The 25,495-nt window shown below is 36.2% G+C and carries 22 protein-coding genes; 8 read left to right on the forward strand and 14 right to left on the reverse strand.

Annotation, left to right across the window (positions count from 1 at the left end):
• Positions 1 to 75: 75 nt before the first annotated feature.
• The 3 genes from DKK70_RS14790 to DKK70_RS14800 all read left to right on the forward strand — a co-directional run bounded on the left by DKK70_RS14790 (position 76) and on the right by DKK70_RS14800 (position 2,663).
• Positions 76 to 525, forward strand: a complete 450-nt coding sequence (locus tag DKK70_RS14790) for a hypothetical protein (RefSeq protein WP_110434675.1) — start codon at positions 76 to 78, stop codon at positions 523 to 525.
• Positions 526 to 615: 90 nt separating this feature from the next.
• Positions 616 to 1,041 (forward strand): hypothetical protein, encoded by a 426-nt coding sequence (locus DKK70_RS14795; RefSeq protein ID WP_110434676.1) that lies wholly within the window; start codon positions 616 to 618, stop codon positions 1,039 to 1,041.
• Between the two features lie 263 nt (positions 1,042 to 1,304).
• A complete protein-coding gene (locus DKK70_RS14800; RefSeq protein ID WP_110434677.1) occupies positions 1,305 to 2,663 on the forward strand; it encodes an L-serine ammonia-lyase in 1,359 nt (452 codons plus the stop codon).
• 115 nt (positions 2,664 to 2,778) lie between these two features.
• On the opposite strand, the gene DKK70_RS14805 is transcribed toward DKK70_RS14800, so the two are convergent.
• From DKK70_RS14805 to xerD, 5 genes are all read right to left on the reverse strand, one after another.
• A complete protein-coding gene (locus tag DKK70_RS14805; protein ID WP_110434678.1) occupies positions 2,779 to 4,263 on the reverse strand; it encodes an NAD(P)H-hydrate dehydratase in 1,485 nt (494 codons plus the stop codon).
• Between the two features lie 70 nt (positions 4,264 to 4,333).
• Positions 4,334 to 5,728, reverse strand: a complete 1,395-nt coding sequence (gene mpl / locus DKK70_RS14810; RefSeq protein ID WP_110434679.1) for a UDP-N-acetylmuramate:L-alanyl-gamma-D-glutamyl-meso-diaminopimelate ligase — start codon at positions 5,726 to 5,728, stop codon at positions 4,334 to 4,336.
• Between the two features lie 126 nt (positions 5,729 to 5,854).
• Complete coding sequence (gene recJ / locus DKK70_RS14815; RefSeq protein WP_110434680.1) at positions 5,855 to 7,591, reverse strand: single-stranded-DNA-specific exonuclease RecJ; 1,737 nt, start codon at positions 7,589 to 7,591, stop codon at positions 5,855 to 5,857.
• A 66-nt stretch (positions 7,592 to 7,657) separates the two neighbouring features.
• Positions 7,658 to 8,362 carry a bifunctional protein-disulfide isomerase/oxidoreductase DsbC gene (gene dsbC / locus DKK70_RS14820; RefSeq protein ID WP_110434681.1) on the reverse strand — a complete coding sequence of 235 codons (705 nt, stop codon included), beginning with the start codon at positions 8,360 to 8,362 and terminating at the stop codon, positions 7,658 to 7,660.
• A 26-nt stretch (positions 8,363 to 8,388) separates the two neighbouring features.
• On the reverse strand, positions 8,389 to 9,303 hold the full coding sequence (gene xerD, locus DKK70_RS14825; protein ID WP_219999837.1) for a site-specific tyrosine recombinase XerD: 915 nt from the start codon (positions 9,301 to 9,303) through the stop codon (positions 8,389 to 8,391).
• A gap of 222 nt (positions 9,304 to 9,525) precedes the next feature.
• On the opposite strand from xerD, the gene DKK70_RS14830 reads away from it, so the two are divergent.
• Together DKK70_RS14830 and grxB are read left to right on the forward strand one after the other, a co-directional pair.
• The gene (locus DKK70_RS14830; protein WP_110434682.1) at positions 9,526 to 10,152 is read left to right on the forward strand and encodes a Pr6Pr family membrane protein; all 627 of its coding nucleotides are present in this window, start codon (positions 9,526 to 9,528) and stop codon (positions 10,150 to 10,152) included.
• Positions 10,149 to 10,799, forward strand: a complete 651-nt coding sequence (grxB, locus tag DKK70_RS14835) for a glutaredoxin 2 (protein WP_110434683.1) — start codon at positions 10,149 to 10,151, stop codon at positions 10,797 to 10,799. Before DKK70_RS14830 ends, grxB begins: the two co-directional genes overlap by 4 nt.
• 153 nt (positions 10,800 to 10,952) lie before the next feature.
• On the opposite strand, the gene DKK70_RS14840 is transcribed toward grxB, so the two are convergent.
• Positions 10,953 to 11,993 carry a tagatose 1,6-diphosphate aldolase gene (locus DKK70_RS14840; RefSeq protein ID WP_110434684.1) on the reverse strand — a complete coding sequence of 347 codons (1,041 nt, stop codon included), beginning with the start codon at positions 11,991 to 11,993 and terminating at the stop codon, positions 10,953 to 10,955.
• Positions 11,994 to 12,175: 182 nt separating this feature from the next.
• Here DKK70_RS14840 and DKK70_RS14845 point away from each other — a divergent pair, with 182 nt between their 5' ends.
• Positions 12,176 to 13,495: an MFS transporter gene (locus DKK70_RS14845; RefSeq protein ID WP_219999838.1), complete on the forward strand. Its 1,320-nt coding sequence runs from the start codon at positions 12,176 to 12,178 to the stop codon at positions 13,493 to 13,495.
• A 72-nt stretch (positions 13,496 to 13,567) separates the two neighbouring features.
• On the opposite strand, the gene DKK70_RS14850 is transcribed toward DKK70_RS14845, so the two are convergent.
• From DKK70_RS14850 to DKK70_RS14875, 6 genes are read right to left on the reverse strand one after another with little or no spacing between them, the layout of a single operon-like run.
• Positions 13,568 to 14,362, reverse strand: a complete 795-nt coding sequence (locus tag DKK70_RS14850; RefSeq protein ID WP_110434686.1) for a pyrroline-5-carboxylate reductase family protein — start codon at positions 14,360 to 14,362, stop codon at positions 13,568 to 13,570.
• 15 nt (positions 14,363 to 14,377) lie between these two features.
• Positions 14,378 to 15,229 carry a VOC family protein gene (locus DKK70_RS14855; protein WP_110434687.1) on the reverse strand — a complete coding sequence of 284 codons (852 nt, stop codon included), beginning with the start codon at positions 15,227 to 15,229 and terminating at the stop codon, positions 14,378 to 14,380.
• A 12-nt stretch (positions 15,230 to 15,241) separates the two neighbouring features.
• Positions 15,242 to 16,882, reverse strand: a complete 1,641-nt coding sequence (locus DKK70_RS14860) for an ABC transporter ATP-binding protein (RefSeq protein WP_110434688.1) — start codon at positions 16,880 to 16,882, stop codon at positions 15,242 to 15,244.
• A complete protein-coding gene (locus DKK70_RS14865; RefSeq protein ID WP_110434689.1) occupies positions 16,879 to 17,709 on the reverse strand; it encodes an ABC transporter permease in 831 nt (276 codons plus the stop codon). The genes DKK70_RS14860 and DKK70_RS14865 overlap by 4 nt, the downstream gene beginning before the upstream one ends.
• A 2-nt stretch (positions 17,710 to 17,711) precedes the next feature.
• Positions 17,712 to 18,686: an ABC transporter permease gene (locus DKK70_RS14870; RefSeq protein ID WP_110424475.1), complete on the reverse strand. Its 975-nt coding sequence runs from the start codon at positions 18,684 to 18,686 to the stop codon at positions 17,712 to 17,714.
• 17 nt (positions 18,687 to 18,703) lie between these two features.
• The gene (locus tag DKK70_RS14875; RefSeq protein ID WP_110434690.1) at positions 18,704 to 20,299 is read right to left on the reverse strand and encodes an ABC transporter substrate-binding protein; all 1,596 of its coding nucleotides are present in this window, start codon (positions 20,297 to 20,299) and stop codon (positions 18,704 to 18,706) included.
• Between the two features lie 359 nt (positions 20,300 to 20,658).
• On the opposite strand from DKK70_RS14875, the gene adhP reads away from it, so the two are divergent.
• On the forward strand, positions 20,659 to 21,690 hold the full coding sequence (gene adhP / locus DKK70_RS14880; protein ID WP_110434691.1) for an alcohol dehydrogenase AdhP: 1,032 nt from the start codon (positions 20,659 to 20,661) through the stop codon (positions 21,688 to 21,690).
• A 173-nt stretch (positions 21,691 to 21,863) separates the two neighbouring features.
• Complete coding sequence (locus tag DKK70_RS14885) at positions 21,864 to 23,312, forward strand: APC family permease (RefSeq protein WP_110434692.1); 1,449 nt, start codon at positions 21,864 to 21,866, stop codon at positions 23,310 to 23,312.
• A gap of 92 nt (positions 23,313 to 23,404) precedes the next feature.
• On the opposite strand, the gene rimL is transcribed toward DKK70_RS14885, so the two are convergent.
• Both rimL and DKK70_RS14895 read right to left on the reverse strand, forming a co-directional pair.
• The gene (gene rimL / locus DKK70_RS14890) at positions 23,405 to 23,950 is read right to left on the reverse strand and encodes a 50S ribosomal protein L7/L12-serine acetyltransferase (protein ID WP_110434693.1); all 546 of its coding nucleotides are present in this window, start codon (positions 23,948 to 23,950) and stop codon (positions 23,405 to 23,407) included.
• A gap of 171 nt (positions 23,951 to 24,121) precedes the next feature.
• Positions 24,122 to 25,480: a PTS ascorbate transporter subunit IIC gene (locus tag DKK70_RS14895; RefSeq protein WP_110434694.1), complete on the reverse strand. Its 1,359-nt coding sequence runs from the start codon at positions 25,478 to 25,480 to the stop codon at positions 24,122 to 24,124.
• Between the last annotated feature and the right edge of the window lie 15 nt (positions 25,481 to 25,495).

Below are 25,495 nucleotides of genomic sequence, written 5' to 3' on the forward strand. Positions count from 1 at the left end.
ATAATAAAAATGTTAGCTAGTTTAGCAGTACCAAGCGCAACACAAAAGTAATTTTATTAGTAAATATGGTTATAAATGTTTATATATGATAAATTTTCTTTTATTGAGAATAAGTTACTAAACAATATGGACAAATTGAATATACCTAAATTAAAACAACGTTTATTTTTTCTCTTCTTAGCTGTACTTATTTTATATTTACCGATTAAATGTACTAAATATCATCTGTTTGATTTAAGTTATCAAGAGGTATTCGAGTTTCATTGGCGAACTGATGGTTGTAGTCGACTGTCTAATACAACGGAATATATAATGGAATGTCCCTGTCCTAGTTTTATTCACCCTGATGACCATATTACCGTTACTGATGATGGCGATTTATATTTTGAAAATGAGCTTTTTGGTAAATTGATATTAAAAGAAAAACCTAGTTTTTTCCACGACTCATCTGAAATATTGTCTGGCGGCTTTATGGAAGTTATACGATCAGATTTAGGTGTTGTTTGTTACTATGATTCGATATAAAAATATTGCGCGGTTTTTTATTCTATAATTGGCTTTTAAACAACTGTTCCGCATTCTTTATAACTATAAAATTAAGATATAAAAACCTTTATGCAAAAACGTCAAACTGTCATATATAAATTAGTGCATTATTTATTTTTTCTCTTTTTAATTGCACTGGTTTTATATTTTCCTTTTAAAATTGTCACATATCATTTGGTTGATTTTAGTTATCAAGAAATTACCAACGAAATGTGGATAGAAGATCGCTGTTATTATCCGGGCGAGTCGGAAAATGATAAATATGACTATGGCAAAAACTGTAAAATTTGCCAACAAATAGTCCCAGCAGATGCAGATAAACAGGATTTTTATATTAAAGAGGGAAATAAATATCTTATTGGTATTGATAGATTACGAAAAGTTTATTTAAAGAAAAAACCAGATTTTTTCCACATAGAGAGGTTTACTGGCGGAGAGTTACATATTTTAGATTATGATACAGGTATTACCTGTACTTATTATTCATATGAATAATTTGCTAAGAAATGATAATAATCAAATAAGTGCGCTAAGTAAGAGTTGGTTTCACAAAATTATATAACTAGCGGTTTTCAATCTAAAATTTTCTTTCAAAAAAACTGTTTCGCAACTTTTTTATAAAATTTATTTTAGGATGAAGATTTAATCTCAATTAATGGCTTGATTCGGCAATTGTTATCACCATAATATAGCACTAAATATAAGTCGTTTTTTTATTTATAATCTTGAGCAAGTCGAAGATTACAAAAAGGGATAACATGGGTTCGGTTTTTGATATATTCAAAATTGGTATAGGTCCTTCAAGTTCACACACCGTTGGTCCGATGCGAGCGGGTAAGGCATTTGTTGATCAGCTTATTGATAATGGGCAAATGTCGTCGGTGACTAAAATTGTGGCTGATATATATGGTTCTTTGTCACTGACGGGGAAAGGCCATCATACTGATATTGCAATTATACTTGGATTATCTGGCGAAAAACCTGATACTGTCAATATTGACCAAATCCCGCATTTTATTCAAACCATCAATCATTGTTGTAAACTACCAATATATAACGGTAAATACCAAGTTAATTTTTCCAGCGAGAGTATTATCTTTCATTCTACCTTCTTACCACTACATGAAAATGGCATGACGCTAAGCGCTTATCATGATGATCAGCTTATCGCCCAAAAAACTTATTATTCCGTGGGTGGGGGGAAAATTGTTGAAGAGGCGTTATTTGCTCAACAAGATCAGAATGCGCAGGAGGTACCTTATCCTTTTTCAAGCGCAGCACAATTATTGACTCATTGTGATGATAATTCGCTGTCGGTATCGAGTATTGTACTAAAAAATGAGTTACAACTGCATAGTTATGATGAAGTTGTAAATTATTTTTCTTTAGTTGGCCAAACAATGCTTGATTGTATTAAACGAGGTATGAATACCGAAGGATTATTACCCGGTGCGCTAAAGGTTCCGCGTCGAGCAAATGCCCTTTATCGGCAATTATTGACTAGCAAAAATAATAATGATCCAATGATAGTTATTGATTGGATAAATATGTTTGCGCTAGCAGTTAGTGAAGAAAATGCTGCCGGAGGCAGGGTTGTGACAGCGCCAACCAATGGCGCTTGTGGCATTATCCCAGCAGTACTGGCATATTATGATAAGTTTATTGATCCGGTATCGCCGGATATTTTTATTCGCTATTTTTTAACTTGTGGAGCCATCGGCTTACTTTATCAAGAAAATGCCTCTATTTCTGGGGCAGAAGTAGGATGCCAAGGCGAAGTTGGCGTAGCTTGTTCAATGGCGGCGGCTGGTCTGGCTGAATTGTTGGGCGGTAATCCTCAGCAGGTTTGTATGGCTGCCGAAATTGGGATGGAGCATAATTTAGGGTTAACTTGCGATCCGGTTGATGGTCAAGTGCAAGTTCCTTGTATTGAACGCAATGCGATTGCGGCAGTCAAAGCAATTAATGCTACGCGTATGGCATTAAGGCGTACTACGGCGGCGATTGTATCGCTTGATAAGGTGATTGAAACAATGTACGAAACCGGCAAGGATATGAATGCCAAGTATCGTGAGACTTCACGCGGCGGATTAGCTATTACCGTTCATTGTAGTTAGTCATTAAGCTAACAACCCAAATTCGCCGATTTTGTATTCGGCGACATAATCTTATCATCATTATCTTTGATGAAAAATCCATACTAGGTAAACTAAAATTATGGTTATTTTATAACTAGACAGATAATACCTCGTTTAGAGCGTCAATGATATCGCTGGCTAATAAACTATACTTATTTTGTTTTGTTAAAGCCGCATCACCTGCCAGTCCATGTAAGTAAACACTTACTGAAGCAGCCATAGTTGGCGGTAAATGTTGCGCGATAAGTCCTGCCATAATCCCAGTTAACACATCTCCACTACCGCCGGTTGCCATACCACTATTGCCAGATTGATTAATATAAGTGGCTTGTTCAGGCATAGCGACAATTGTTTTGGCATCTTTTAATACGCAGATTAGCCGATAGTCTTGGGCAAATTTTTTAGCGGTAGGAATTAGATTATCTTTTATTATTTCAATTGGTTGATTAATTAATCTTGCCATTTCACCCAAATGCGGGGTGACAATAATCGTTGCTTGCACTTGTTGCAATAATCTTATATTTTGTGCTAGAACATTAATTCCATCAGCATCAATGATTATAGGAACTGTTGCATGTTTTAAAACATGCGATAAGATTTTGTGAGTATCATCGGCTAGTCCCATTCCTGGTCCAATAACAATGACTGACGCCCAATCAATAAGTTCTTCAAGTATTTTAGTGTCAATGTTATTGGCAATAAATGGTGTGAATAATAGTTCTGGTAGTTGAGTTAATAAGATATCCCGATTAGATATTGGTGTGTAAATACGTACTAACCCAGCTCCGGTTTTATAAGCAGCTTTCGCTGCAAAGTAGGCAGCTCCCGACATATTTTCTGAACCGGCAATAACTAATACTTTGCCATGATTACCTTTATGACTGTTATTTAATCTGCGCGGCAATAATTGAGGTAATTCATTGGATTGGTAAGTGTAATGACTTGCTGGAGTAGTTGCATAGATACCTATGTCGGCAATAGTGACTTCGCCAGCTAATTCAACGCCCGGATAAAGTGTTAAACCTATTTTTGAATAAGCAAAAGTTACTGTTTGTTTGGCTTTAACTGCCGTACCAAGAATTTTACCTGTATCGCAACAAAGTCCCGAAGGAATATCAATAGCAAGTACATCGACATTACTGTGATTTATTCGTTCGATTGTGTGAAGAAAATCACCGCTAACAAGGCGATTAAGCCCTATACCAAAAATAGCATCAACAATAGTCGTATATTGGCTAAAGGACTCGGCCAAAGACGTAATAAATTTAATATTATAATTTTGAGCTATTTTTATTTGTTGTGAAGTTTCCTCAGATACATTTTCTACTTCACCAATCAAATACACATCTACATCAATATGCTGCAATTTAAGTAACCGAGCAACAGCAATACCATCACCACCATTATTACCATAACCACATACTACAGCGACTTTGTTTAAATTATAACCATTGGTATTGAGTTGATTTACTACAGCTAACGCAGCCCGTTCCATTAATACTAGTGAGGGTAAGCCTATTGTATTTGAAGTATAAGCATCATAATGCTTCATTTCAGATGAGGTGACTAAGTATTGCATAAGACTGCCTCTAACTGTAAATGAGATGCCACGTTAAGTGGCAAAATCATATAGGTAAATTAATCATGGATTAGATTAGGGGTTCTTCATCCAGTAGCTCTTTTAGTTGCTGTTTTTTTAAACTTTCTAAAATTTTATTATGAATTCCATTAAAACCACCATTACTCATAATCAAAATAGCATCGGTAGGTTTTGCTGCTTTGGTTATCATTTCAACTAATAAGTCTATATCGCCACTCCAGTATGCAGGTTGGATACAAGCATCGACGACATCAGCAACTAACCATGGTAGTTGTTCAGGTTGAAAAATAAATATCTCATCGGCTCGACCTAATGATGGGGCAAGTTCGTCTTTGGATATCCCTAATTTCATCGTATTAGATCGTGGCTCTAATACCGCTAAAATTCGCCTATTGGCGCCGATTTTACTGCGCAATGCTTCTAATGTTGCTAATATTGCGGTTGGGTGATGAGCAAAATCATCGTAAATTTCAATATTATTAACTTCACCGTATAGCTCTAAACGTCTTTTAGCATTTAAAAATGATCCTAATGCTAAACACGCATCTTCTGGCTTGATACCAACATTGTGTGCCGCAGCAATAGCCATTAGGGCATTATGCATATTATGTTCACCAACTAAAGAGTAGTTAACTTCACCCACTTTTTCATTGTTGTAATAAACGGCAAAGTTGCTAGCATCATTAGCGATTTTTTTGGCTAACCAACCTTCTTCAGATTCTGTAAAGCTCTGTTCGCTCCAACAACCTTTTGCTAATACTTGTTTTATATTAGTATCTTCTTGAGGAGAAATAATCAATCCTTTGCTTGGTACTAAACGAACTAGGTGATGGAATTGTTTTTGGATTGAACTAAGATCATCAAAAATATCAGCATGATCAAATTCCAAATTGTTCATAATTAGTGTTTTTGGACAATAATGCATAAATTTAGAGCGTTTATCAAAAAATGAACAATCATATTCATCTGCTTCAATAACGAAAAAATCACCTTCGCCTAATCTCGCTGATAGCTCAAAATTACCCGGTACACCACCAATGACAAACCCTTGTTTGTAGCCCTGTTTTTCTAAAATCCAGTTAACCATTCCCGCAGTTGTTGTTTTGCCATGAGTACCGGCAACAGCAATAACCCAACGGTCTTTTAATACATTATCGTGTAGCCATTGTGGCGCGGAAACGTAAGGAATATTATTGTCCAAAATGTATTCAACACAAGGATTACCTCTGGATAGGGCATTGCCAATGATGACTAGATCTGGCGTTGGTGATAATTGTGAAGGATCATCCCCTTCGATAATATCGATATGCTCTTTTTGTAACAGCGTACTCATTGGTGGGTAAACATTTTTATCTGATCCTGTTACTTTATGGCCTAATGAACGAGCTATTAATGCAATGCCGCCCATAAATGTCCCGCAAATCCCAAGAATATGAATATGCATTTTATGTCCTTACTATTGTATAAATTGTACTGATAATAAAACTATTTTATTGTGTAGCGCGTCAGATTTTTATGGTTAATGGATGTTATTTTTTGATATCTCTCAATTATAGTCGATTTTAATAGTTTATGCGATAGGCCAAATATGCCTTATCATTAAGTTTAGCGTTTGATTACCACGAAATTCATTCACATCTAATTGATAAACAATTTTTGCATTTTTTATTGTATGGTCTGGCCACTGGTTTAAATTGACATTAAAACAGATCCCTTCAATTATCGGCCCGCCGTTTTTCGGTTCGAGTACCAATTTGAGGTGCTTCTCACCAAATAAGCGTTGTTGATGAATAATAAATTCACCATCAAATGTCGGTTCGATAAATCCTTCGCCCCAAGGTCCAGATTCTTTTAACTGTTTAGCGATTGAGTAACTAAAATCTTGATTATCAATTTCACCATCGGTTTCAATGATTTGTTCAAGTACATCTAAATCGAGTTGTTTAGTTATCAATGCTTCAAAATGTGCGCTAAATTGATCTAAATCTTTTTCTTGAATACTTAATCCCGCTGCCATGGCATGTCCACCAAAGCTCACTAGAATATCGGGATATTTCTCATTGAGTTCATCAAGTATGTCTCGTAAGTGAATCCCCTCTATTGATCGTCCGGAACCTTTTAATAATCCATCTTCAGTAGAGGCAAAACATATAACCGGACGATAATGTTTATCTTTCAAACGCGCCGATACAATACCGATAATACCTTGATGCCACTGCGGATGATGTACCACTAATGCGTTCGGAAAAGTAGAATTTTTCTGTTCTACTTGTTCAATATAGGATAACGCTTCTTGATACATTGTTTGTTCAATCAGTTTCCGATCATGATTAAGAGTATCAAGATCGGTTGCTTGTTTGATGGCACTATCATAATCTTCACATAGCAGTAATTCCACGCTAAGCGACATACTATCCATTCGCCCAGCTGCATTTAGCCTTGGGGCTATGTAATAGGCAAGATCTGTAGAAGTTAACGTAAGTGGATCTCGTCTAGAGATATCTAATAATGCTTTGATTCCTTCACAACAATAACCGGCTCGAATACGGCTAATGCCTTGATGAACCAATATGCGATTATTACGGTCAAGTTTTACCACATCGGCAATCGTGCCAAGCGCAACTAAGTCTAGCAAGCTAGCAATGTTATATTCTGCTAAATTATGGTTAGCAAACCAGTTTTCTTTACGCAGCTTTGCTCGTAACGCCAACATAAAATAAAAAGCCACACCGACACCGGCTAAGTTTTTTGAAGGAAAAGTGCAGTTTGGCAAATTAGGATTGATAATCGCATCCGCCGCGGGTAGTTGTTCTGGGCATAAGTGGTGGTCGGTAATAATGACCGTTAAATTTGCTTGTTTGGCAAATTCGACCGCCTCAACAGCCGAAACCCCGTTATCAACAGTAATAATGAGATCCGCTTTTTGTAAAATTGCTTTTTTTACAACGTTGATACTTAGGCCATATCCATCATCAAACCGATTTGGAATAATATAATCGACAAATTGACAACCCATTTTTTTTAACGCGGTTACTGTTAATGCAGTACTTGTTGCGCCATCAGTATCAAAGTCTCCGACAATGACGATTCGCTGATTGTTCTTCATTGCACAATAGAGAAGGTCGACAGCGGTATTGGTACCATCGAGATTGTCATAATTACATAAGTTACGAGTGCTATAGTCCAACTCTTGCATAGACGTTATTCCGCGTAATGCATAAACGCGTTGCAATAATAACGGAATATCACTTGATAATTCAGGCAACTTTTCGGGTAATTTACGGTGGATTATTTTATCTGCTTTCATATTATGAATGTTAGCGCTAATGCGCTAACATATTGTTGTATTTTAATGATTATAAATTATGTAATACTAGTTTTTAGATTTGTTTTTTAAAATTTCAATTAATTTATTAGCGGGAACATAACCTGAAACCAGTTGCCCATCAGCTAATACTAATGCTGGTGTTCCGCTAATACCTAATTTTTTACCAACATTAAATTGTTGTGTCACATAAGGGATCATGCTGTTAGCTGGCGAAATTTTATTACCTTTATAAGCATCTTCAAAAGCGGCTTTGCGGTCAACCACACTCCAAATAGATTGCATATTTTTGCCTACTTCACTATCCGCACCAGCACGTGGGAAGGCAAAATAGTGAACTGAAATACCTGCATCTAAGTATTGGTTAATATTTTCATGTAGTAATTTACAGTAATGACATGTGTAATCGGTAAAAACTGAGATGACATATTTTTCATTCGGTGCTTGATAAACAATGGCATCTTTTTCAATTGATTTCATTAATTTTAAGTTATTGCTGTTGGCAATATTTACCGGTTCACTGCCTTCAAGATTATATATTGGTCCTTGGGTTAAAAATTTACCATCATCAGTGACGTAAAAAATACCATCTGGTGTGGTAACACTTTTTAGTCCTTTTACTGGATTATTTTCGATGGTAATTTCTTTACTGGAAAAACCTAATTTTTCCATTGTATTGGTAATATCAGCGTTAGTCGCTAATACTGAAGTTGAGATCAACGCTAAACTTAAACTGATTACTAATTTTTTCATTCAATTATCCTTAGTTTATTAAACCGCTATGCGCGAGGATGATGTTTGCTGTGCAGCTGTTTCAATCTTTCTGTTGCAACATGCGTATAAATTTGTGTAGTAGATAAACTACTATGCCCAAGTAACATTTGTACTACTCGCAAATCGGCACCATGATTAAGCAAATGGGTGGCAAAAGCGTGTCTAAGTACATGAGGTGAAAGAGCTTCAATATTAATGCCCGTTAGTATGGCATAATATTTTATTCTATGCCAGAACGTCTGTCGTGTCATTTTTTTACCTAATCGACTTGGGAAAACTACATCGACAGGCCCGCTTTTTAAAAGGTCACTACGCGCATATTTGAAATAGTATTCCAGCCAATATATAGCCTCTTCCCCCAGAGGAACTAAACGCTCCTTATTTCCTTTACCCACAACTCTTACAACACCTTGCCTAAGGCTCACATCACTAATTTCTAAATTAACTAACTCCGAAACTCGTAATCCTGTCGCATAAAGTACTTCTAACATGGCTTTGTCGCGTAGTTCAATTGGATCATCTATATTTGGCGATTCAAGTAGCGCATCAACCTGTAATTCGGTTAAATCCTTGGGTAGTTTTTTGGGTAACTTTGGCGAGGATAATATAGCTGATGGATCATCAGTGCGATAATTTTCTTGATATAAGTACTGGAAAAAACGTTTAGTCGCACTCAGTAAACGGGCTGAGCTACTTGCTTTATAACCATCTTTAACACGTTGTAATAAAAATTCTTGTAAGTTAGTTGATTGTGCCGTAAGGAAATTAACTTGTTGTGCTTGCAGTGATTGGCTTAATGCGAATAGATCGAGTTTATAAGATTCGATAGTATTTTCCGCAAGATTTCGTTCTAACCAGATTGAATCTAAAAATTGTTCAATTAGTATTTTATTTTTCGGTGATATATCTTTATCAGACATTAAAGGCCAACTCTTTTTTCAACACTTTTTAATATTATATACTAACTGAGAATAACTTGTCGTTGTTACATGACTATCGCAATAGAAACGCATACATGTTGCAACGTTGAGTTAATGAACAAATTAAATAACAATTAATTTTAGTTTATGTTGGAATAATATTTTGTATCTTTTCTATCGCCTACTATATACTGAATTATCGGTTATTTTTTTTGATAAGCTATGTTAAAACGAAATATTAATCTTTTCATTGCGTTATACGCTTTTTTGGTTATTGGTCTTGAAACTTATATTTATTGGCATACTCAGCTTAGACCGTGGCAACCCATCACCCCAATTGGGCGAATAATATTTTACTACAGTTTTTTTACGGTACTTTCTAATCTGATGTTAGCATTTAGCTGCTTATGGTTAACTTTTAATCCGAACTGTAATCGATATTGTTTTAAGGTAATACGATTGAATGGTCTAGTCGGCGTAATTATAACAGCGATAGTCTATAACTTAATCCTAAGGGGAATTCATAAACCACCTAATACCTTATTACTGTTTGCCAATGAAAGTTTACATGTGATTCTCCCTGTCCTTGGGATATTAAGTTGGTTAGTTTGGGGACCATTTCGACGTATTCATTTTAATGTCATTGTTGGATCGTTTTTGTCGATGTTAATTTATGGTATTTATATCTTTATACGAGGTTATATTACTCAGCAATATCCATATCCATTTATTAATGTAGTAAAGATCGGATATGTTAAAGCGCTATATGCTGCTGGTTCGGTTTTTGTGCTGTTTTTAGGCTTGGCTCTTTTGTTATGGGTCATTGATTGCTTTAGGAGACGAATATGAAATTGTATATCTATGAACACTGTCCTTTTTGTGTACGGGCAAGAATGATTTTTGGGTTAAAAAATATTCCTGTTGAGCAACAGGTTTTTTTAAGTGACGATGCTAAATCACCAGAAAGCATGATTGGTGAAAAAATGGTACCTATCTTACAAAAAGAAGATGGTAGTTATATGCCAGAAAGTCTGGATATTGTTGCTTATGTGGATAGTAATTATGGTGGCAGTGCTATTTTAATTGGGCCTAAAAATCCAAAAATTGCCGAATTAATAAGACAACTTCAACAATATGATTATAAGTTAGAGTGTCCTCGTTATATAAAACTTGGTTTAGCTGAATTTGCTACTCAAGCTGCTATTGATAATTTTGTCACTAACAAGAGTAAAAAGTTGGGAGCGTTTGACGATTGCCTCGCTCAAACTGATTCATTAATAGCTAAGGTATCGGATTTATTAAATCAGCTAGAACCATTAGTGATGTCTTCTAATGCATGTAATGGAACGTTATCTTGGGATGATATTTGCTTGTTTCCTATACTGCGCAATTTAACTTGTGTTAAAGGACTTAAATTCCCAGCTAAAATCAAAGACTATTTACAATCAATGTCTGAAAAAAGTAAGGTTGATTTATTTTTCGATAAAGCCGTCTAATTGCAGATAGGTGTAGTTGCAGATAGCTGTAGAAGTATGGACTGGTGAATCGCTGATAATCTATAGGTGATTAAATAAAAGAGTACAACTAAAATAGGAAAAAAAACGCTGTACTCTTTTTTCTTAATAAACTTTGGTTATTAATTAAAATAATTAATTACTTAATACCGGATCAATAATTTCAATCTTATCTTTACCACCGTACACATCATACCACGGTGTTGCATATTGTTTTAGAATTTTATTTAGTTGTTCAACATTTTCACGGCCAGTCGAATCAAGCCAACGTTTTAAGCCATCTTTACCACCTTTAGCATAGGCTGCTACACCTTCAAACCATGTTGCCCGACCACCTAAAATACCACTGTATTTAGCACCATGTTCACCAGCAAAGATAAGTTCTTGATGGAAAGTTTTGGTTGGTACGCCAGCACTTAGATAGATAAATGGACGAGTGGCCGCATCACTAGCTTGTTTGAAATAATCAGCCGCTTGTTTTTGTGAATATACCGCAGGATTATTATCGTTAAATCCTTCAACATTTTTAAATAGCACTGGCACTTCTACTTTTAAGATATCGATGTAATAGTGATCTTTAGTGAATTCTTCAATGGTTTTGATCACTTTTTGTGGTTTAATTTTGGCAAATTCCGGACTTTTATCGTCAGTAATCGCATTATCATAGACAATCGGTTCCACAAATACCGGAATATCAGCTGCTCTTGCTTCGTTACCTAAACGCTCTAAAAAGGCATGTTTTTTATCTAAGATATCTTGCGGATCATCAGGATTATAATAAACAAGGACTTTTGCGGCATCAGCTCCTTTTTTTAATAAACGTTGAAGTGAGTCTTCAGGTAAAATATCGGGTAAACGGCCTGGGGTATTGGCATCGTAGCCGGTTTTTTCATATGACATAATTAACCCAGCATTTTTATTTTTGGCTGCCATACCTTTAAAACCAAGCTCTTCATCGAGCAAAATGGCACTAACATATTTGGTTAATTCCTGAGAAACAAGCTCTTTAAATTCATATACCATATCAATATGATAACGCTCTTGCCCAACGGCAGTTTGCATCATTTTTACCATTGAACCACGTTGATCGATTGCTAATGCTGCAATTACACCATCTTGGTTAGATAATTGTTGCATACGGGTGAATTTTCCACGAGAAATGCGTTTTGTTGCCATTTTAAAACTCTCCATTTAATAAGATTTTTTCATTTTAGGTTTTTATCTGGCCAAATATTAATCATTTAGTGCTAATTTGATTTTTATTTATTTTTAGATATTTTCTTTTAAATAACAGTTAGTTCCTGTATAGTAATGCGGATCATTAGACTGTTTGTAAACAATTATTTACAAGGATGATTATGTCAAATTTAGCAATTTCCTCAAATGTGCGAACATTAACTCATCAGGATTATAAAACGTTAGCGCTTTCTGCATTAGGTGGTGCATTGGAGTTTTATGATTTTATTATATTTGTCTTTTTTTCAATAACAATTAGCCATCTGTTTTTTCCTGATGATATGCCTGCATGGTTAAGTCAAGTACAGACTTTTGGTATTTTTGCGGCTGGCTATTTGATTCGCCCTTTTGGTGGTATTGTGATGGCACATTTTGGTGATATATTTGGCCGCAAACGAATGTTTACACTGAGTATTTTGTTAATGGCGTTACCAACATTATTTATTGGTTGTTTACCTACTTATGCCAGTATCGGTATTTTTGCACCATTACTATTGTTAATGATGCGTTTATGCCAAGGGCTTGCCGTTGGCGGTGAAGTTCCGGGGGCATGGACATTTGTTGCTGAACATGTGCCTAAAAATAAAATTGGTTTAGCTTGTGGCATTTTAACCAGTGGCTTAAGTTTAGGTATTTTACTCGGTTCACTAGTATCGACAATAATGAGTAAAAGCGTCTCGGTAGAGCAAATGAATGAGTGGGGCTGGCGAGTGCCATTTATTATTGGTGGTATTTTTGGTTTAATTGCGATGTATCTTCGTCGTTGGTTAAAAGAAACACCGATTTTTCTCGAAATTCAGCAACGTAAAAATCAAGAATTAGCTAAAAAATTGCCGGTGATTACTGTGCTAACCCAATATTTACCGCAAACTATTTTATCGATGCTACTAACTTGGGTGTTATCAGCCGGTATTATGGTGATAATGTTAATGACGCCAATTTTATTGCAAAAACAATTTGGTTTTTCAGCACTTGAAGCCTTGCAAGGCAATATATTAGCTATCATCGGACTTATCATTAGTTGTACATTTTACGGCATGATGATGGATAAGTTTTCAATGGGCAAAGTACTGGTTATTGGTTGTACTATTGCCGCTATCATGATTGCTATATTTTATCTATCATTGGATAATCCGAATCTTCTGTTTATCACCTATTCATTAGCGGGTTTTAGTGTTGGGATTGTCGGTTCTTTTGCCTATTTTATGGTTAAAGTATTCCCAACCGAGGTGCGTTATAGTGGGGTGTCGTTTTCATTTAATATGGCTTATGCCATCGCTGGGGGCTTAACGCCATTATTAATATCCTTTTTTAGTGATTTTGTTAGTAAAATGGCTCCTGCTATTTACGTTGTTGGATTATTTTTATTAGGTGCATCAATCGGACTATTTTTATTAATTAATAATAATCTCCAAAAATATGTAGCAAAAGATATCTCTTAAAATCTAATCGGTAATAAAAAAGTTTGAGGAACGCGGTTTCTTACGTTCCTCAACAAGTATATTTAAGTAATTTTACTGTTTTTTTCCTAGTTCAACAGTTCGAATTACTCCCGCTCTAACACTTCGTTGTAATCCCGCTGCGAAGTCGCTGTTATTCAGTTCATACAAGCTATGAATGCCAACACCGGCTGGTGAGTTATTAATATCCAGTAATTGTCTTGGATGTTTTTGACTTGTTTGAAGCATACAGGCTGCACCGTGTAAATTTTCAATTGCAATGCGTTTGGCCATATCGCGCGACAAGCCAACTAAAACCCCAGCATCAACTAAAGATTCATAAAAATAATAGATATAATTAGGTCCGGCAACTGCATAGCCAGTAAAAATATCAAGCAGTGATTCGTCAATATATTCAAGTTTACCAAAACTGTTGAAGAATTGTGTGACCGACCTCTGTCTTGCCACCGCCTGATCATTAACGTCGGTAGCAATACCTGAATAACCAAACCCCGTATCGGTAAGAGTATTGGGAATCGTTCTAATAACAGGAATATCAACTGTTAATGATGCTTTTATTTGGGCAATTGTCACGCCAGCGATGATTGAAATGATAATGATTTTATTCGTCTTAAATTGTTGAACAATGTCACTCCATGCATCTTGCGGTCGAACCCCTAACACAATAATATCTGCATTGACGATTTTTTCAGAAGGTGTAACCCCATAAGTTAATTGTAAATAGTCTAAGCGAGACTTAACGATATCGTTTACTAATATATTTTGCGGTTTATAAACTTTGTTTTTTATTAGTGCTCTAATAATTGCTTCAGACATATGGCCGCTACCAATAAATAAAATATTACTCATACTAATAGTCCCTATTTATAATTGACCAAAGATCAAAACAACACCATATGTTTCGCTGGCAGGTACAATAAGCTTATCATTTTGTAAATTAAATTTAATATTCCCTTTTTCTAGCGCTTGCTGGGTTTGTGCTAATGATTTTGTCGTCAACCCTAAAGCAACTTTACGATCTTGGTCATTGTTCGCTTTGCTTAATGAAGCCCCAAAAAGACGCTCTGTTGCGCTTGGTGTAAGGTAATCAATATATTTGTCATCCGCTTTTAGGCGTACTCCTCCGTCAATATCGATAATTTTTGCTGATGGGAAGGTGTTTTCCAGTAATTTGATTGAGGCGTGGGGATTTTGCGCCTCAATAATCACCTGATTAATATTGACGACGCCATTGGGATGCCCTTGCCACTCTTTACGCCAAACGAGTTCGGGAGTGAGTTGGTCGCAAAAAAAGATCTGTCCATTTGGTGTATAGGAAGGATCTAATCTAACGGTTCTAAAACGCGCTTCAGGTTTTGTACCATCATTTAATTCGACAGGTCTAAAAAAGGATCGAGGACCTTCACCCTCAACTTTTATGCCATTGTTAACTAGATGTTGATAGAGTTCATTGGCATTTTTGGTTTTGAACACCAGTCCAGTTAGCCCGTCAGCAAAACGCCAACTTTTATCCACTTTATCCGCATTTTTGGGCTCGAAACCCAAAAGCTCAAGATAGGTAGTGGTAAATATTGCTAAATTGTTACTGGTTCCAAGTGAATGGTGTCCACGAGGCGTTGTTGTGAACCCCAATTTTTGATATTGAGCATTTGCTTTATCGAGCTGATCGGATACGGTTATTACAACATGATCAATTTGTGGAATAAGTGTTGTCATTATATTCACTCCTTAAATATGAATAGCGGGAGACATGTCAATTAATCGATGTGGGTTCCATCCTCTGCCTGGAACCGCATCAAGAAGATCTTTAGTGTAAGGCGCAGTCGGATTTAGAAAGACTTGAGAGGCAATACCTTGCTCAACGATTTTGCCAGACTTCATTACGATTATATGATCACAAATTTGTGCCGCCACTCGCAGATCATGGGTAATAAATAAAACCGTTAAACCGAGCTGTTTACGTAGTTGGGTTAGTAGTTCGAGAACTTGTGCTTGCACCGAAACATCCAGAGCTGATACAGGCTCATCAGCAATCAATATTTTCGGCTCTAATGCTAATGCTCGAGCAAGACCAATTCGTTGTCTTTGTCCACCCGAGAATTCATGAGGATAACGGTTTAACGCCTCACTTTCTAATCCCACCATGTTGAATAACGCTTTTGCTTTCTCGATAGCTTGTTGTTTCGTTATTCCGTGAAGTATTGGTCCGATAGTCACTTGATCGCCGACTTTTCGCCGTGGGTTTAATGACGCATAAGGATCCTGAAAGACCATCTGAATATGGCGTGAATAGTGTTTAAGTTTTTTCCCTTTTAATCGGGCTATATCGACATTTTCAAAGTTGATTTGCCCGCTGTCTATTTCTAATAATTTAATAATGCATCTGGCTAATGTTGATTTGCCTGAACCGCTCTCTCCCACAATACCTAAAGTACTACCTCTATGTAGCTTGAAACTCACATTATCAACTGCATAGGTCGTTCGTCGATTTTGCTTGAAAAAACTATGGTTATGATAAGTTTTTGATAGGTTGTTTACTTCAAGAATAATCTCTTTGTTAATCCGACGAACATCACCGGGAGTAAGGGGAGGCACTGCGGCTATTAACGCTTGAGTATAAGGATGTGTTGGCGCGTTTAATACTTCATTAGCAAAACCCTGTTCGACTAGCTTTCCTTGTTGCATTACCGCAATGCGAGTGGCGATATCGGCAACCACACCAAAATCGTGTGTAATAAATAATACCGCAGTACCTTTACGTGATTGTAGTTCGCGAATCAGTGCTAAAATACAAGCTTGGGTTGTCACATCTAAAGCTGTTGTTGGTTCATCAGCAATTAAAATAGCGGGTTCTAATGCCAACGCCATGGCAATCATGGCGCGTTGACGTTGACCGCCAGAAAGTTGATGCGGATAAGCTTTAGCCACCGATAAAGGATTTGGCATTTGCACATCCGTTAATAATGAAATAACTTTTTGGTTAATCTCTTGTTTACTCAATTTAGTGTGTATTGTGAACATTTCACTAATTTGCTTGCCAATGGTTTTTAATGGATTGAGTGCCGTCATAGGATCTTGAAAAACCATACCAATATGCGCACCACGAATTTTACGCATTTGTTCCTCATTGTAAGTGAGTAAGTTGTCACCATTGAAATCGATCTCACCTTGAGATGCTGTAACACCATCAGGTAGTAATCCCATTATTGCATTAGACAATAAAGATTTACCCGAACCACTTTCACCAACAATACATAAGATTTCATTAGCATAGAGATCGAGTGATACATCATTAACCGCAAATTTTCGATCGGCACCCTGAGGTAAAGTTATAGTTAAATTTTTAATAGATAGTCTTTTTCGATTCATCGTTTTTTTAACCTCGGATTGAGTGCATCGTTTATTCCTTGACCCACTAATGAAGCCGATAAAACGGTTAATAATATTGCGATGCCCGGAATAGCTGAAACATACCATTGTTGGCGTAATACTAACCGACCATTGCCAACAAGATTTCCCCATGATGAGATATTGGGGTCGGAAAGATTCAAAAAGGCCAACGCGCTTTCCATTAATATCGCGGTTGATAAAATAACACTGGCATACATAATTACTGGTGGTAGTGCATTAGGTAAGATCTCTTTAAACATTAATCTTGTTGAGCTCATTCCTATGGTTTTTCCTGCCTGTACAAATTCACGATTGCGTAATGATAAAAATTCGGCTCGTGTTAATCTGGCAACTGGTGGCCAAGAGACCACACCAATTGCAATTATTACAATATTGATCGTTGAACCAAATACTGCTACACCTACTAATAATAGTAAAAAGTTAGGTAGAATTTGGAATGCCTCTGTCAGGCGCATCAGTATGTCATCAATCCATCCACTATAAAATCCCGAGATAGCACCAATCACCACACCTATAATAATTGCGATTAGAGTAGAGACGAGACCAATAATAAGTGATACTTTTGCACCATGAAAAAGTTGCGCCGCAATATTTCGTCCCGCCTGATCGGTACCAAGAATAAATTTAGGATTAGCGAAAGGCCATTGCAATGGTCGGCCAGCTAAGCGAAGCGGATTGCCGGGAAAAAACCAATCGGCAGTTAAAGCAATGAAAATAATTAATAGTAGTAAAATTGTGCCAACTCTTGCGATTGGACTACGGAAATAATCTTTTAATATCGCCATCTTTAATGTCCTGTAATGCGTGGATCGAGTTTTGCGTAAAGCATGTCGACAATAAAATTAATAATGATAACGAGTATTGCTGAAACAAATACGACGCCAAGTAAAGTATTTAGATCTCTTTGGACAACGGAATCATAGGCAAGACGCCCCAATCCCGGAATAGCAAAGATTGTCTCAATAACAACCGAACCACCTAACATGGTGCCAGCTTGCAAACCGATTAAAGTGATCATTGGTAACATAGCGTTACGTAGAATGTGATTAACTAATATTTTGCGACGACTCAATCCTTTTGCTTTAGCCGTTTTAACAAAGTCTAAGGTTGACACTTCAAGCAATGAAGCGCGCATAATGCGTAAATAGATAGCTAGGTAGACTAAGGCTAAGGTTGTAGTCGGTAAAATTAAATACCAAGCAATATCAACAATTGCAGCCATACCGGTTAGCGATTCGCCAATACTGCCAAATCCACTGGGTGGAAGCCAATTCAAATAAATGGAAAAGACGACAATTCCCATTAAAGCTAACCAAAATGATGGTGTGGAGTAGAATATAAGTCCTAATATTGAAATTAATGTATCTGGCCAACGGTTCACTTTTTGGGCGGATAAAATGCCAAGAATTGTTCCAAAGGTAAATGCTAATAGCATAGCGCAACCCATTAATAATAATGTAGCCGGTAAACGTTCTAAAATCATATGACTTACTGGCTTGTTATATATGGCTGACTGCCCTAAATCCAGATGAACTAATCGCCATAAATAGTTAATTAATCTAGAACTTGTTGATTGATCAAGTTCATAATGATGGCGCATTTCATCAATAACACTTGACTCAGCGCCACCGATTTGGGCAAGCAAAGCATCGACCGTATCGCCAGGCGCCAATTGTAATAATAAAAATAGCGCTATTAGAATGATCACCAGTGCTGGAATGGTGGTTAATAGTCGTCTAAATGCTAGAGTGAGAATATGCAACATCATTTCACCTTAACTTAGTGTTCTATCCATACATCAAACCAGCTACTTGATGGCCAACGTGCAGTATTATGATGATTGTGAACTTTGGTATTAACCACAGAGATAAATTCACGTTCTGTAGCAAACCAGAGAGGTAGTTCGCGATTAACAATATCCACTAATTGAACATAAAGCGCTTTACGTTTGACTGGATCTATTTCGGTAGCGGCATTATCGATTAATTGGTCAACGGTTTCTGATTTCCAGCCATATTGATTTGTCCAAGGAGCACCATCAGGGCTACCAGAACGTAACCAAACAGTTGTCGATACAGCAGGATCGCCTCTATATTGGTGCCAACCCGTTGCAATATCAAAATCGTGAGCTTTATAAACGGCATTCAACGCACCAGCAGTGTCAAGATTAACGATAACTACATTAATACCGACTTCAGCTAAAGATTGTTGGATGAAAGTTGCAAAAAGTGGTACATCTTCACCATTATTGATGTGGACTAATTTTAAATTGAAACGTGTACCATCAGCTTTTCGTTGATAACCTGCTTCATCTAATAATTGTTCAGCTTTTTCTCTATCAAAAGGGTAAATAATTTTACTGTCCTTAGGATAAAAAGCGTTTGAGGATGGAATAATACCGGTTGCTGGTTTGCCAAATCCATATAAAAAGTCATCAGTAAAAAATGGAATATCGAGTGATTGAACAATTGCTTTGCGGACATTTAAGTTAGCAATGATTGGATTGCGGAAGTTAAATTCTAAGGTATTATTGAAAATATTAGCTTGAGAACCTTTTGTTAATACTTCGAATTTTGCGTTCTGCTTGAATCGATTAATATCGGCAAGGCTGAGTTTTGAGTAACTACTTAAATCAATTTGTCCACTTTCAAGCGCCGCTGACGCTGAAGAATTATCGTCAATAATGCGCCAGATTATTTTATCCAAATAAGGGTAGCCTTTTCGCCAATAATCTGGATTACGTTCAACGATAATATGTTGTCCACGTTGATATTCAACGAACTTGAATGGTCCAGTGCCAACCGGCGCGGTGTTATAAGGATTATTTAATACATCGGTTCCTTCATATAAATGTTTGGGAACGACATAACCTAGATCAACTAAGGCTCTTAATAGTAAATCTAATGGCATTGGTCGAGAATAGTTGAAGACTACGGTATAGTCATCAGGCGTATCGACAGAAGTTAGATTAAGTTGCAATGCTGTTGAAAAATTTAATCTTTTTTTCCAAAATTCAAGTGCATTATATTTAACATCTTGTGATGTGAATGGTTTACCGTCATGCCATTTAACCCCTTCACGTAATTTAAACGTTATTGTTTTTCCATCTGCTGATGATGTCCATGAAGTAGCCAGTACAGGAACAACTTGACTATCTGCATCAAGATCGACTAATGATTCAACTACCTTTCCCGAAACCTCATAAACACCAGTTGAGGCTCGTAACGCTGGGTTGAGCACTCTTTGTTCTCCGGAATAATGAACGACTAATGTTCCACCGCGTTGGGGTGTTTTTTCATCAGCCATTGAATAAAAGGGCAACAAAATTGAGAGTAGTCCTATAATAAATATTTGTTTGATATTAAATGAATTCATGTATGCTCCTTACAATTATTGCCACCACATTTTAGATATTTATAAATATTGAAAATATTTAAGCGTTAACTATAAAAATTTTTGGTAAAGATGAGAAATGCCGATATCGCATATTTATATTACTTTTAGTTATATATTTAGTTATATATTTAGTTATGAGGTTAATTGGTGGATCCTTACAACTATTAATTATCTGTTTTTTACTTGTTGTTGAAATTTAATAACTACGAATAGGGAGAAAATGAAAAATAATTCTCATTTTTATTGATAAATGTGAAATAACGCATATTTTTTCTCAATAAATAGGCTAAAATAGCATCAGCTGTATTTTTAAATTGTCATTATTTTAGGAGAAACAGATGAAAGCTGCAGTTATTAGACAAGAATGCGATGGTCAAGTCGAAATTAAAGATATTCCTGTTCGTCCATTAGAGGCTGGGGAAGCTTTAGTTGAGGTTGAATATTGTGGGTTGTGTCATACCGATCTTCATGTTGCAGCGGGAGATTTCGGTAAAAAACCTGGCCGAGTAATTGGTCATGAAGGTGTGGGGATTGTGACTAAAATTGCCCCTGATGTAAAAAGCTTAAAAGTTGGTGATCGTGTTAGTATCGCGTGGTTCCATGCTGGTTGTGGTACTTGTGAATATTGTATTTCTGGTAACGAAACATTTTGTCGTAGTGCATTAAATTCGGGTTATAGCGTTGATGGTGGTATGGCTGAGCAATGTATTGTTAAAGCTGATTATGCGGTAAAAGTGCCAGATGGCTTAGATCCAGCTCAAGCCACCAGTGTGACTTGTGCTGGGGTAACCACTTATAAAGGCATTAAAGTCGCTGACACTAAACCGGGGCAATGGCTAGCAGTATTTGGTATTGGTGGACTAGGTACCTTGGCTATCGAATATGGTAAAAATGTTTTTAACAATAAAGTGGTAGCAATTAGTAACAGTGATAGCCAGTTAGAGTTATGTAAAAAACTGGGTGCTGATTTAGTGGTTAATCCTAAAAAAGTAGCTGATGTCGGAGCCTATATTAAAGAGCATACTGGTGGTGGCGTTCATGGTGCAGTTGTCACTTCAGTGACTAAAACCGCATTTAATCAGGCTATTGGTTCTGTACGCCCATTAGGTCGCGTTGTTGCTTTGGGTCTACCTTCTGAAACAATGGATTTAAGTATCCCTAAAACAGTTCTAGATGGTATTCAAGTTCTCGGTTCATTAGTTGGTACTCGAGAAGATTTAGCGGAAGCATTTCGTTTTAGTGCCGAAGGTAAAGTGGTACCAATAGTTGAAAAACGCCCACTTGAAGATATCAATGATATGATTGACGAAATGAAAGCTGGTAAAATTCGTGGTCGTATGGTTATTGATATGAAAATGAAGAAAAAATAGTAATTATTAATTAACTCATTGAAAGTCAGCTTTATGCTGACTTTTTTATTAACTGTCATTACTAATCAGCAGGCTTTTTTCAGTTTAAAATTAATCTCGCTTGTGTTTTATAAATAAAACCCTATTATAGAAAAATTTTGTTTTGCTTTATTGATCAGTTTAAGAGGTTATTTATGTCTGAACACAATTTAGAGAATAATTTGCGGAAAGATCTTGGTTTAGTTTCTGCATTATCACTAGTTGTTGGAATGGTCTTAGGCGCAGGTGCATTTATGAAACCACCAGCAGTATTAGAAGTCGCTGGTGATTATAACTTTGCGTTGTTAGCTTGGATCATTGGTGGTGTTTTTTCAATTTGTGGTGGTTTAACCCTATGTGAACTTGGTGTTATGTTCCCGAAAACAGGGGGCATGCTAGTTTATTTAGAGAAAATTTATGGAGCTAAAGTTTCTCATCTTTATGGTTGGATGATCACCGTCCTTTTTGCGCCATCATTAGTCGGAGCCTTGGTCGGTTATTTTAGCTCAGTATTTTGTTTGTTATTTGCTATCAATGATGCCTATCGTATGGCGGTAAGTGCTGGTGTTTTGGGGTTTATTGCCTGTATTAATTCAATTGGCGTAAAGCAAGCAGGATATCTGCAAACGATTGCTACTTTTTGTAAGCTGGTCCCAATCTTGTTGTTAGCAATTTTTGGATTATGGAAAGGTAATGGGCAAGTTGCACTATTTAGTGCTAGTGGTCAAGGTATTGAAACTTATGCGCCATTTGCAGTCGCAATATTGGCAACGCTATTTGCATATGATGGCTGGGCACAAGTTGCATCGGTTGCCGGTGAAATTCGTAATCCATCAAAAGTATTACCTAAAGCAATTATTTTAGGCATAATATTTTTAGTTATTGTTTATGCTTGTATTAATATTGCGCTGTTCAAGATATTTCCGGTACAAGAAATGGTTACGCTTGGGCATGATGCATCAGCAGTTGCTTCACAGCGCATGTTTGGCCATTTAGGTGGTAATTTAGTTGCTGTTGGTATTATGGTTTCAATTCTTGGTGGTATTAATGGTTATATCATGACATTATCTCGAACCATCTTTAGTATGGGAGAGCGAGGAACCATTATTGGAGCAAAATTCTTAAGTACCATTGATGACGATAGCCGTTCACCAGTGAATGCAATTATTATCTTAGTTGTGTTTTCCTTTCTTTATTCAACCCTACTTGATGCTGATCGTTTATCTGAAATTTCAATGTTTTCCATTTGGGTATTCTATTTGTTAACCTTTATTGGGGTAATTATCGCTAGGAAAAAATTTGCTGATACACCAAGACCTTATAAAGTAATTGGTTATCCAGTTATTCCTATGGTCGCTATTTTAGGTGCAGGTTATGTTATATATGGTATGTTAGTTCATCAAACTGTAAATGGGATTGCCTCAATTGTGTTAACCTTGATTGGTTTGCCTCTTTATTACTATTTTGATAATAAAAATAAACATATTGAACTTTCACTTGGTGAAGTGAAGAAATATCAATTCAAAACCAAGTATATGATTGCGATATCTTCAATTATTATTGTTTCAGGTTTAATCACCTACGGTTATTTTGCGATCAAATAATATTTCATTTTGATTATTAACGAATTATTAATGAAAACCGACTTTATGGGGGCTCTTCACTAGGTCGGTTTTTTATCAACAAATAATTAAACTTAATCGACAATCAAACCATAAATATTTTGATCATGAAAAGTTTCATTAATATATTCAGCTTGTTTTAGTGTACCTTCATAACTAAAACCACAGCGTTTGGCTAAAGCATTACTTTTCTCATTATAAACAGTACACTTAATAACAAATCGTCTAATTATTTTTTGCATAGCATAATGCTTTATTAATGCATTGAGCGCCTCGGTCATTACTCCATTACCTTGCATTGAACCATCTAACCAATAACCGATATAAGCTGTTTTGTTATTTTTATCAATCTGATTAAAAGAGAGTAAACCAATAGCGTGACCTTTTAATAAAATGATATAGGTTTTGCTTTCATTCTGTTGATGTTTTACCCAACAAGAATCTAAAAATAGAATGGTATCAGCTTGGTTTTTCACAAATTTAGGCCAAGCCATAAATTGGCTAAAGTTCTCCCTATTGGCTACAATAACTTCATAAATATCTGATGCATATTGATTATTTGCTGGCACTAAACAAAGATGTTGATTGACATCAATCGTAGCATTTAAACTATTGGTCATTATTTATTCCTTTAAAAAACCACATTTGTTCAATGATTTTAAACCTATTAGCAAGTCATGTATATTGAATAAACTTTATTACCGATAATTGATTGACTATGTTGTAGCGTGATGAAGGGATAAAATTGCCAGACTAGCAAGTCTGGCCTTTATAAAAATAATAACTTATTTTTATTCTTTATCTTGTTTAGGTTTTGTTAACGCATTATGTACAACTAATAGAGCAAAAATAGCAATGAAGATACCCATAATAATATCTTTATTGAACCATTTTGCCATGTTGCCAAGGATAATCCCAACACCACAAAAATCTACATCTGAGAAAGTTGTATTAGAAAAACCAAGTGATCCTAAAACAGGTAATAAAAGTACTGGTAAGAAGGTAACTAATAAACCATTGGCAAATGCACCAAGCATTGCACCGAGACGGCCACCCATTGCGTTACCGAATACCCCAGCAGTTGCACCACAGAAGAAATGAGGGACAACACCAGGTAAAATAAGCACGGCGTTTAGCTGTCCTAGTACAAATAATCCGACTAATCCACCAAGAAAACTAAATAAAAAACCAATCAATACTGCATTTGGTGCATAAGGGAAAACAACCGGGCAGTCTAAGGCAGGTTTTGCATTGGGTACTAATTTTTCTGAAAAACCAGTAAATGCTGGGACAATTTCGGCTAAAATAAGTCTAACCCCTTGAAGAATAATAAATACACCTGCCGCAAATGTGATGGCTTCAATAATCGCATAAACTAAATAATTATCGCCATTACTTAGGTTTGCTTGAATATACTCGGGACCGGCAAATATTGCTAGAATTAAGTAGATAATCATCATAGTTAATGAGATAGAGATTGAACTATCACGTAAAAAACTTAAATTTTTCGGTAAATTCATCTCCTCAGTAGAACGAGAACCTTTACCAAAAGCACAACCCAGCCAACCAGCTAATACATAACCTAATGTACCAAAGTGACCAAATGCAACATCATTGTTTCCAGTTATTTTACGCATTTGTGGTTGAGCTAAAGCTGGGAAGAATGCCATGATCAAGCCTAGAACTAATGAACCAGTAAATACTAATTGCCAACCTTCAAATCCAGCAACGGTTAAAATAATACTGATCATGCATGCCATATAAAAAGTATGATGGCCGGTTAGAAAAATATATTTTAAGCAGGTGAATCTGGCAACCACAATATTGGCAACCATACCGAAAGCCATAATTAATGCTGTTGCGGTACCATATTCATTCAGTGCCATTGAAACGATAGCTTCATTATTAGGTATGATACCTTGAAGTTTAAATGCCTGCTCAAACATTAATCCTAAAGGCGTAATTGCGCTGATTAAAACCGTTGCACCACCACCCAATACTAAAAATCCTAAAATTGTTTTAACCGTTCCTTTTACTGTATCAGTGAATGATTTTCGTTGTGCTAATAAACCAACCATGGCAATTAGACCAACAAGTATTGCTGGCACTTTTAAGATATCAACAACGAATTTAATTACTTCTTGAATCATAGCAATACCTCATAA

Source organism: Gilliamella apicola (assembly GCF_003202655.1).
Lineage (GTDB): Bacteria > Pseudomonadota > Gammaproteobacteria > Enterobacterales > Orbaceae > Gilliamella > Gilliamella apicola_R.

What these genes read in the sequence shown, in the direction of transcription:
- DKK70_RS14830 (WP_110434682.1), top strand. Translation starts at nt 9,526, where the DNA reads ATGTTAAAACGAAATATTAATCTTTTCATTGCGTTATACGCTTTTTTG.
- DKK70_RS14845 (WP_219999838.1), top strand. Translation starts at nt 12,176, where the DNA reads ATGTCAAATTTAGCAATTTCCTCAAATGTGCGAACATTAACTCATCAG.
- mpl (WP_110434679.1), bottom strand. Translation starts at nt 5,728, where the DNA reads ATGCATATTCATATTCTTGGGATTTGCGGGACATTTATGGGCGGCATT.
- DKK70_RS14855 (WP_110434687.1), bottom strand. Translation starts at nt 15,229, where the DNA reads ATGACAACACTTATTCCACAAATTGATCATGTTGTAATAACCGTATCC.
- DKK70_RS14840 (WP_110434684.1), bottom strand. Translation starts at nt 11,993, where the DNA reads ATGGCAACAAAACGCATTTCTCGTGGAAAATTCACCCGTATGCAACAA.
- DKK70_RS14885 (WP_110434692.1), top strand. Translation starts at nt 21,864, where the DNA reads ATGTCTGAACACAATTTAGAGAATAATTTGCGGAAAGATCTTGGTTTA.
- DKK70_RS14875 (WP_110434690.1), bottom strand. Translation starts at nt 20,299, where the DNA reads ATGAATTCATTTAATATCAAACAAATATTTATTATAGGACTACTCTCA.
- DKK70_RS14865 (WP_110434689.1), bottom strand. Translation starts at nt 17,709, where the DNA reads ATGGCGATATTAAAAGATTATTTCCGTAGTCCAATCGCAAGAGTTGGC.
- dsbC (WP_110434681.1), bottom strand. Translation starts at nt 8,362, where the DNA reads ATGAAAAAATTAGTAATCAGTTTAAGTTTAGCGTTGATCTCAACTTCA.
- xerD (WP_219999837.1), bottom strand. Translation starts at nt 9,303, where the DNA reads ATGTCTGATAAAGATATATCACCGAAAAATAAAATACTAATTGAACAA.
- DKK70_RS14850 (WP_110434686.1), bottom strand. Translation starts at nt 14,362, where the DNA reads ATGAGTAATATTTTATTTATTGGTAGCGGCCATATGTCTGAAGCAATT.
- DKK70_RS14790 (WP_110434675.1), top strand. Translation starts at nt 76, where the DNA reads ATGTTTATATATGATAAATTTTCTTTTATTGAGAATAAGTTACTAAAC.
- DKK70_RS14895 (WP_110434694.1), bottom strand. Translation starts at nt 25,480, where the DNA reads ATGATTCAAGAAGTAATTAAATTCGTTGTTGATATCTTAAAAGTGCCA.
- DKK70_RS14795 (WP_110434676.1), top strand. Translation starts at nt 616, where the DNA reads ATGCAAAAACGTCAAACTGTCATATATAAATTAGTGCATTATTTATTT.
- rimL (WP_110434693.1), bottom strand. Translation starts at nt 23,950, where the DNA reads ATGACCAATAGTTTAAATGCTACGATTGATGTCAATCAACATCTTTGT.
- DKK70_RS14800 (WP_110434677.1), top strand. Translation starts at nt 1,305, where the DNA reads ATGGGTTCGGTTTTTGATATATTCAAAATTGGTATAGGTCCTTCAAGT.
- adhP (WP_110434691.1), top strand. Translation starts at nt 20,659, where the DNA reads ATGAAAGCTGCAGTTATTAGACAAGAATGCGATGGTCAAGTCGAAATT.
- recJ (WP_110434680.1), bottom strand. Translation starts at nt 7,591, where the DNA reads ATGAAAGCAGATAAAATAATCCACCGTAAATTACCCGAAAAGTTGCCT.
- DKK70_RS14860 (WP_110434688.1), bottom strand. Translation starts at nt 16,882, where the DNA reads ATGAATCGAAAAAGACTATCTATTAAAAATTTAACTATAACTTTACCT.
- DKK70_RS14805 (WP_110434678.1), bottom strand. Translation starts at nt 4,263, where the DNA reads ATGCAATACTTAGTCACCTCATCTGAAATGAAGCATTATGATGCTTAT.
- grxB (WP_110434683.1), top strand. Translation starts at nt 10,149, where the DNA reads ATGAAATTGTATATCTATGAACACTGTCCTTTTTGTGTACGGGCAAGA.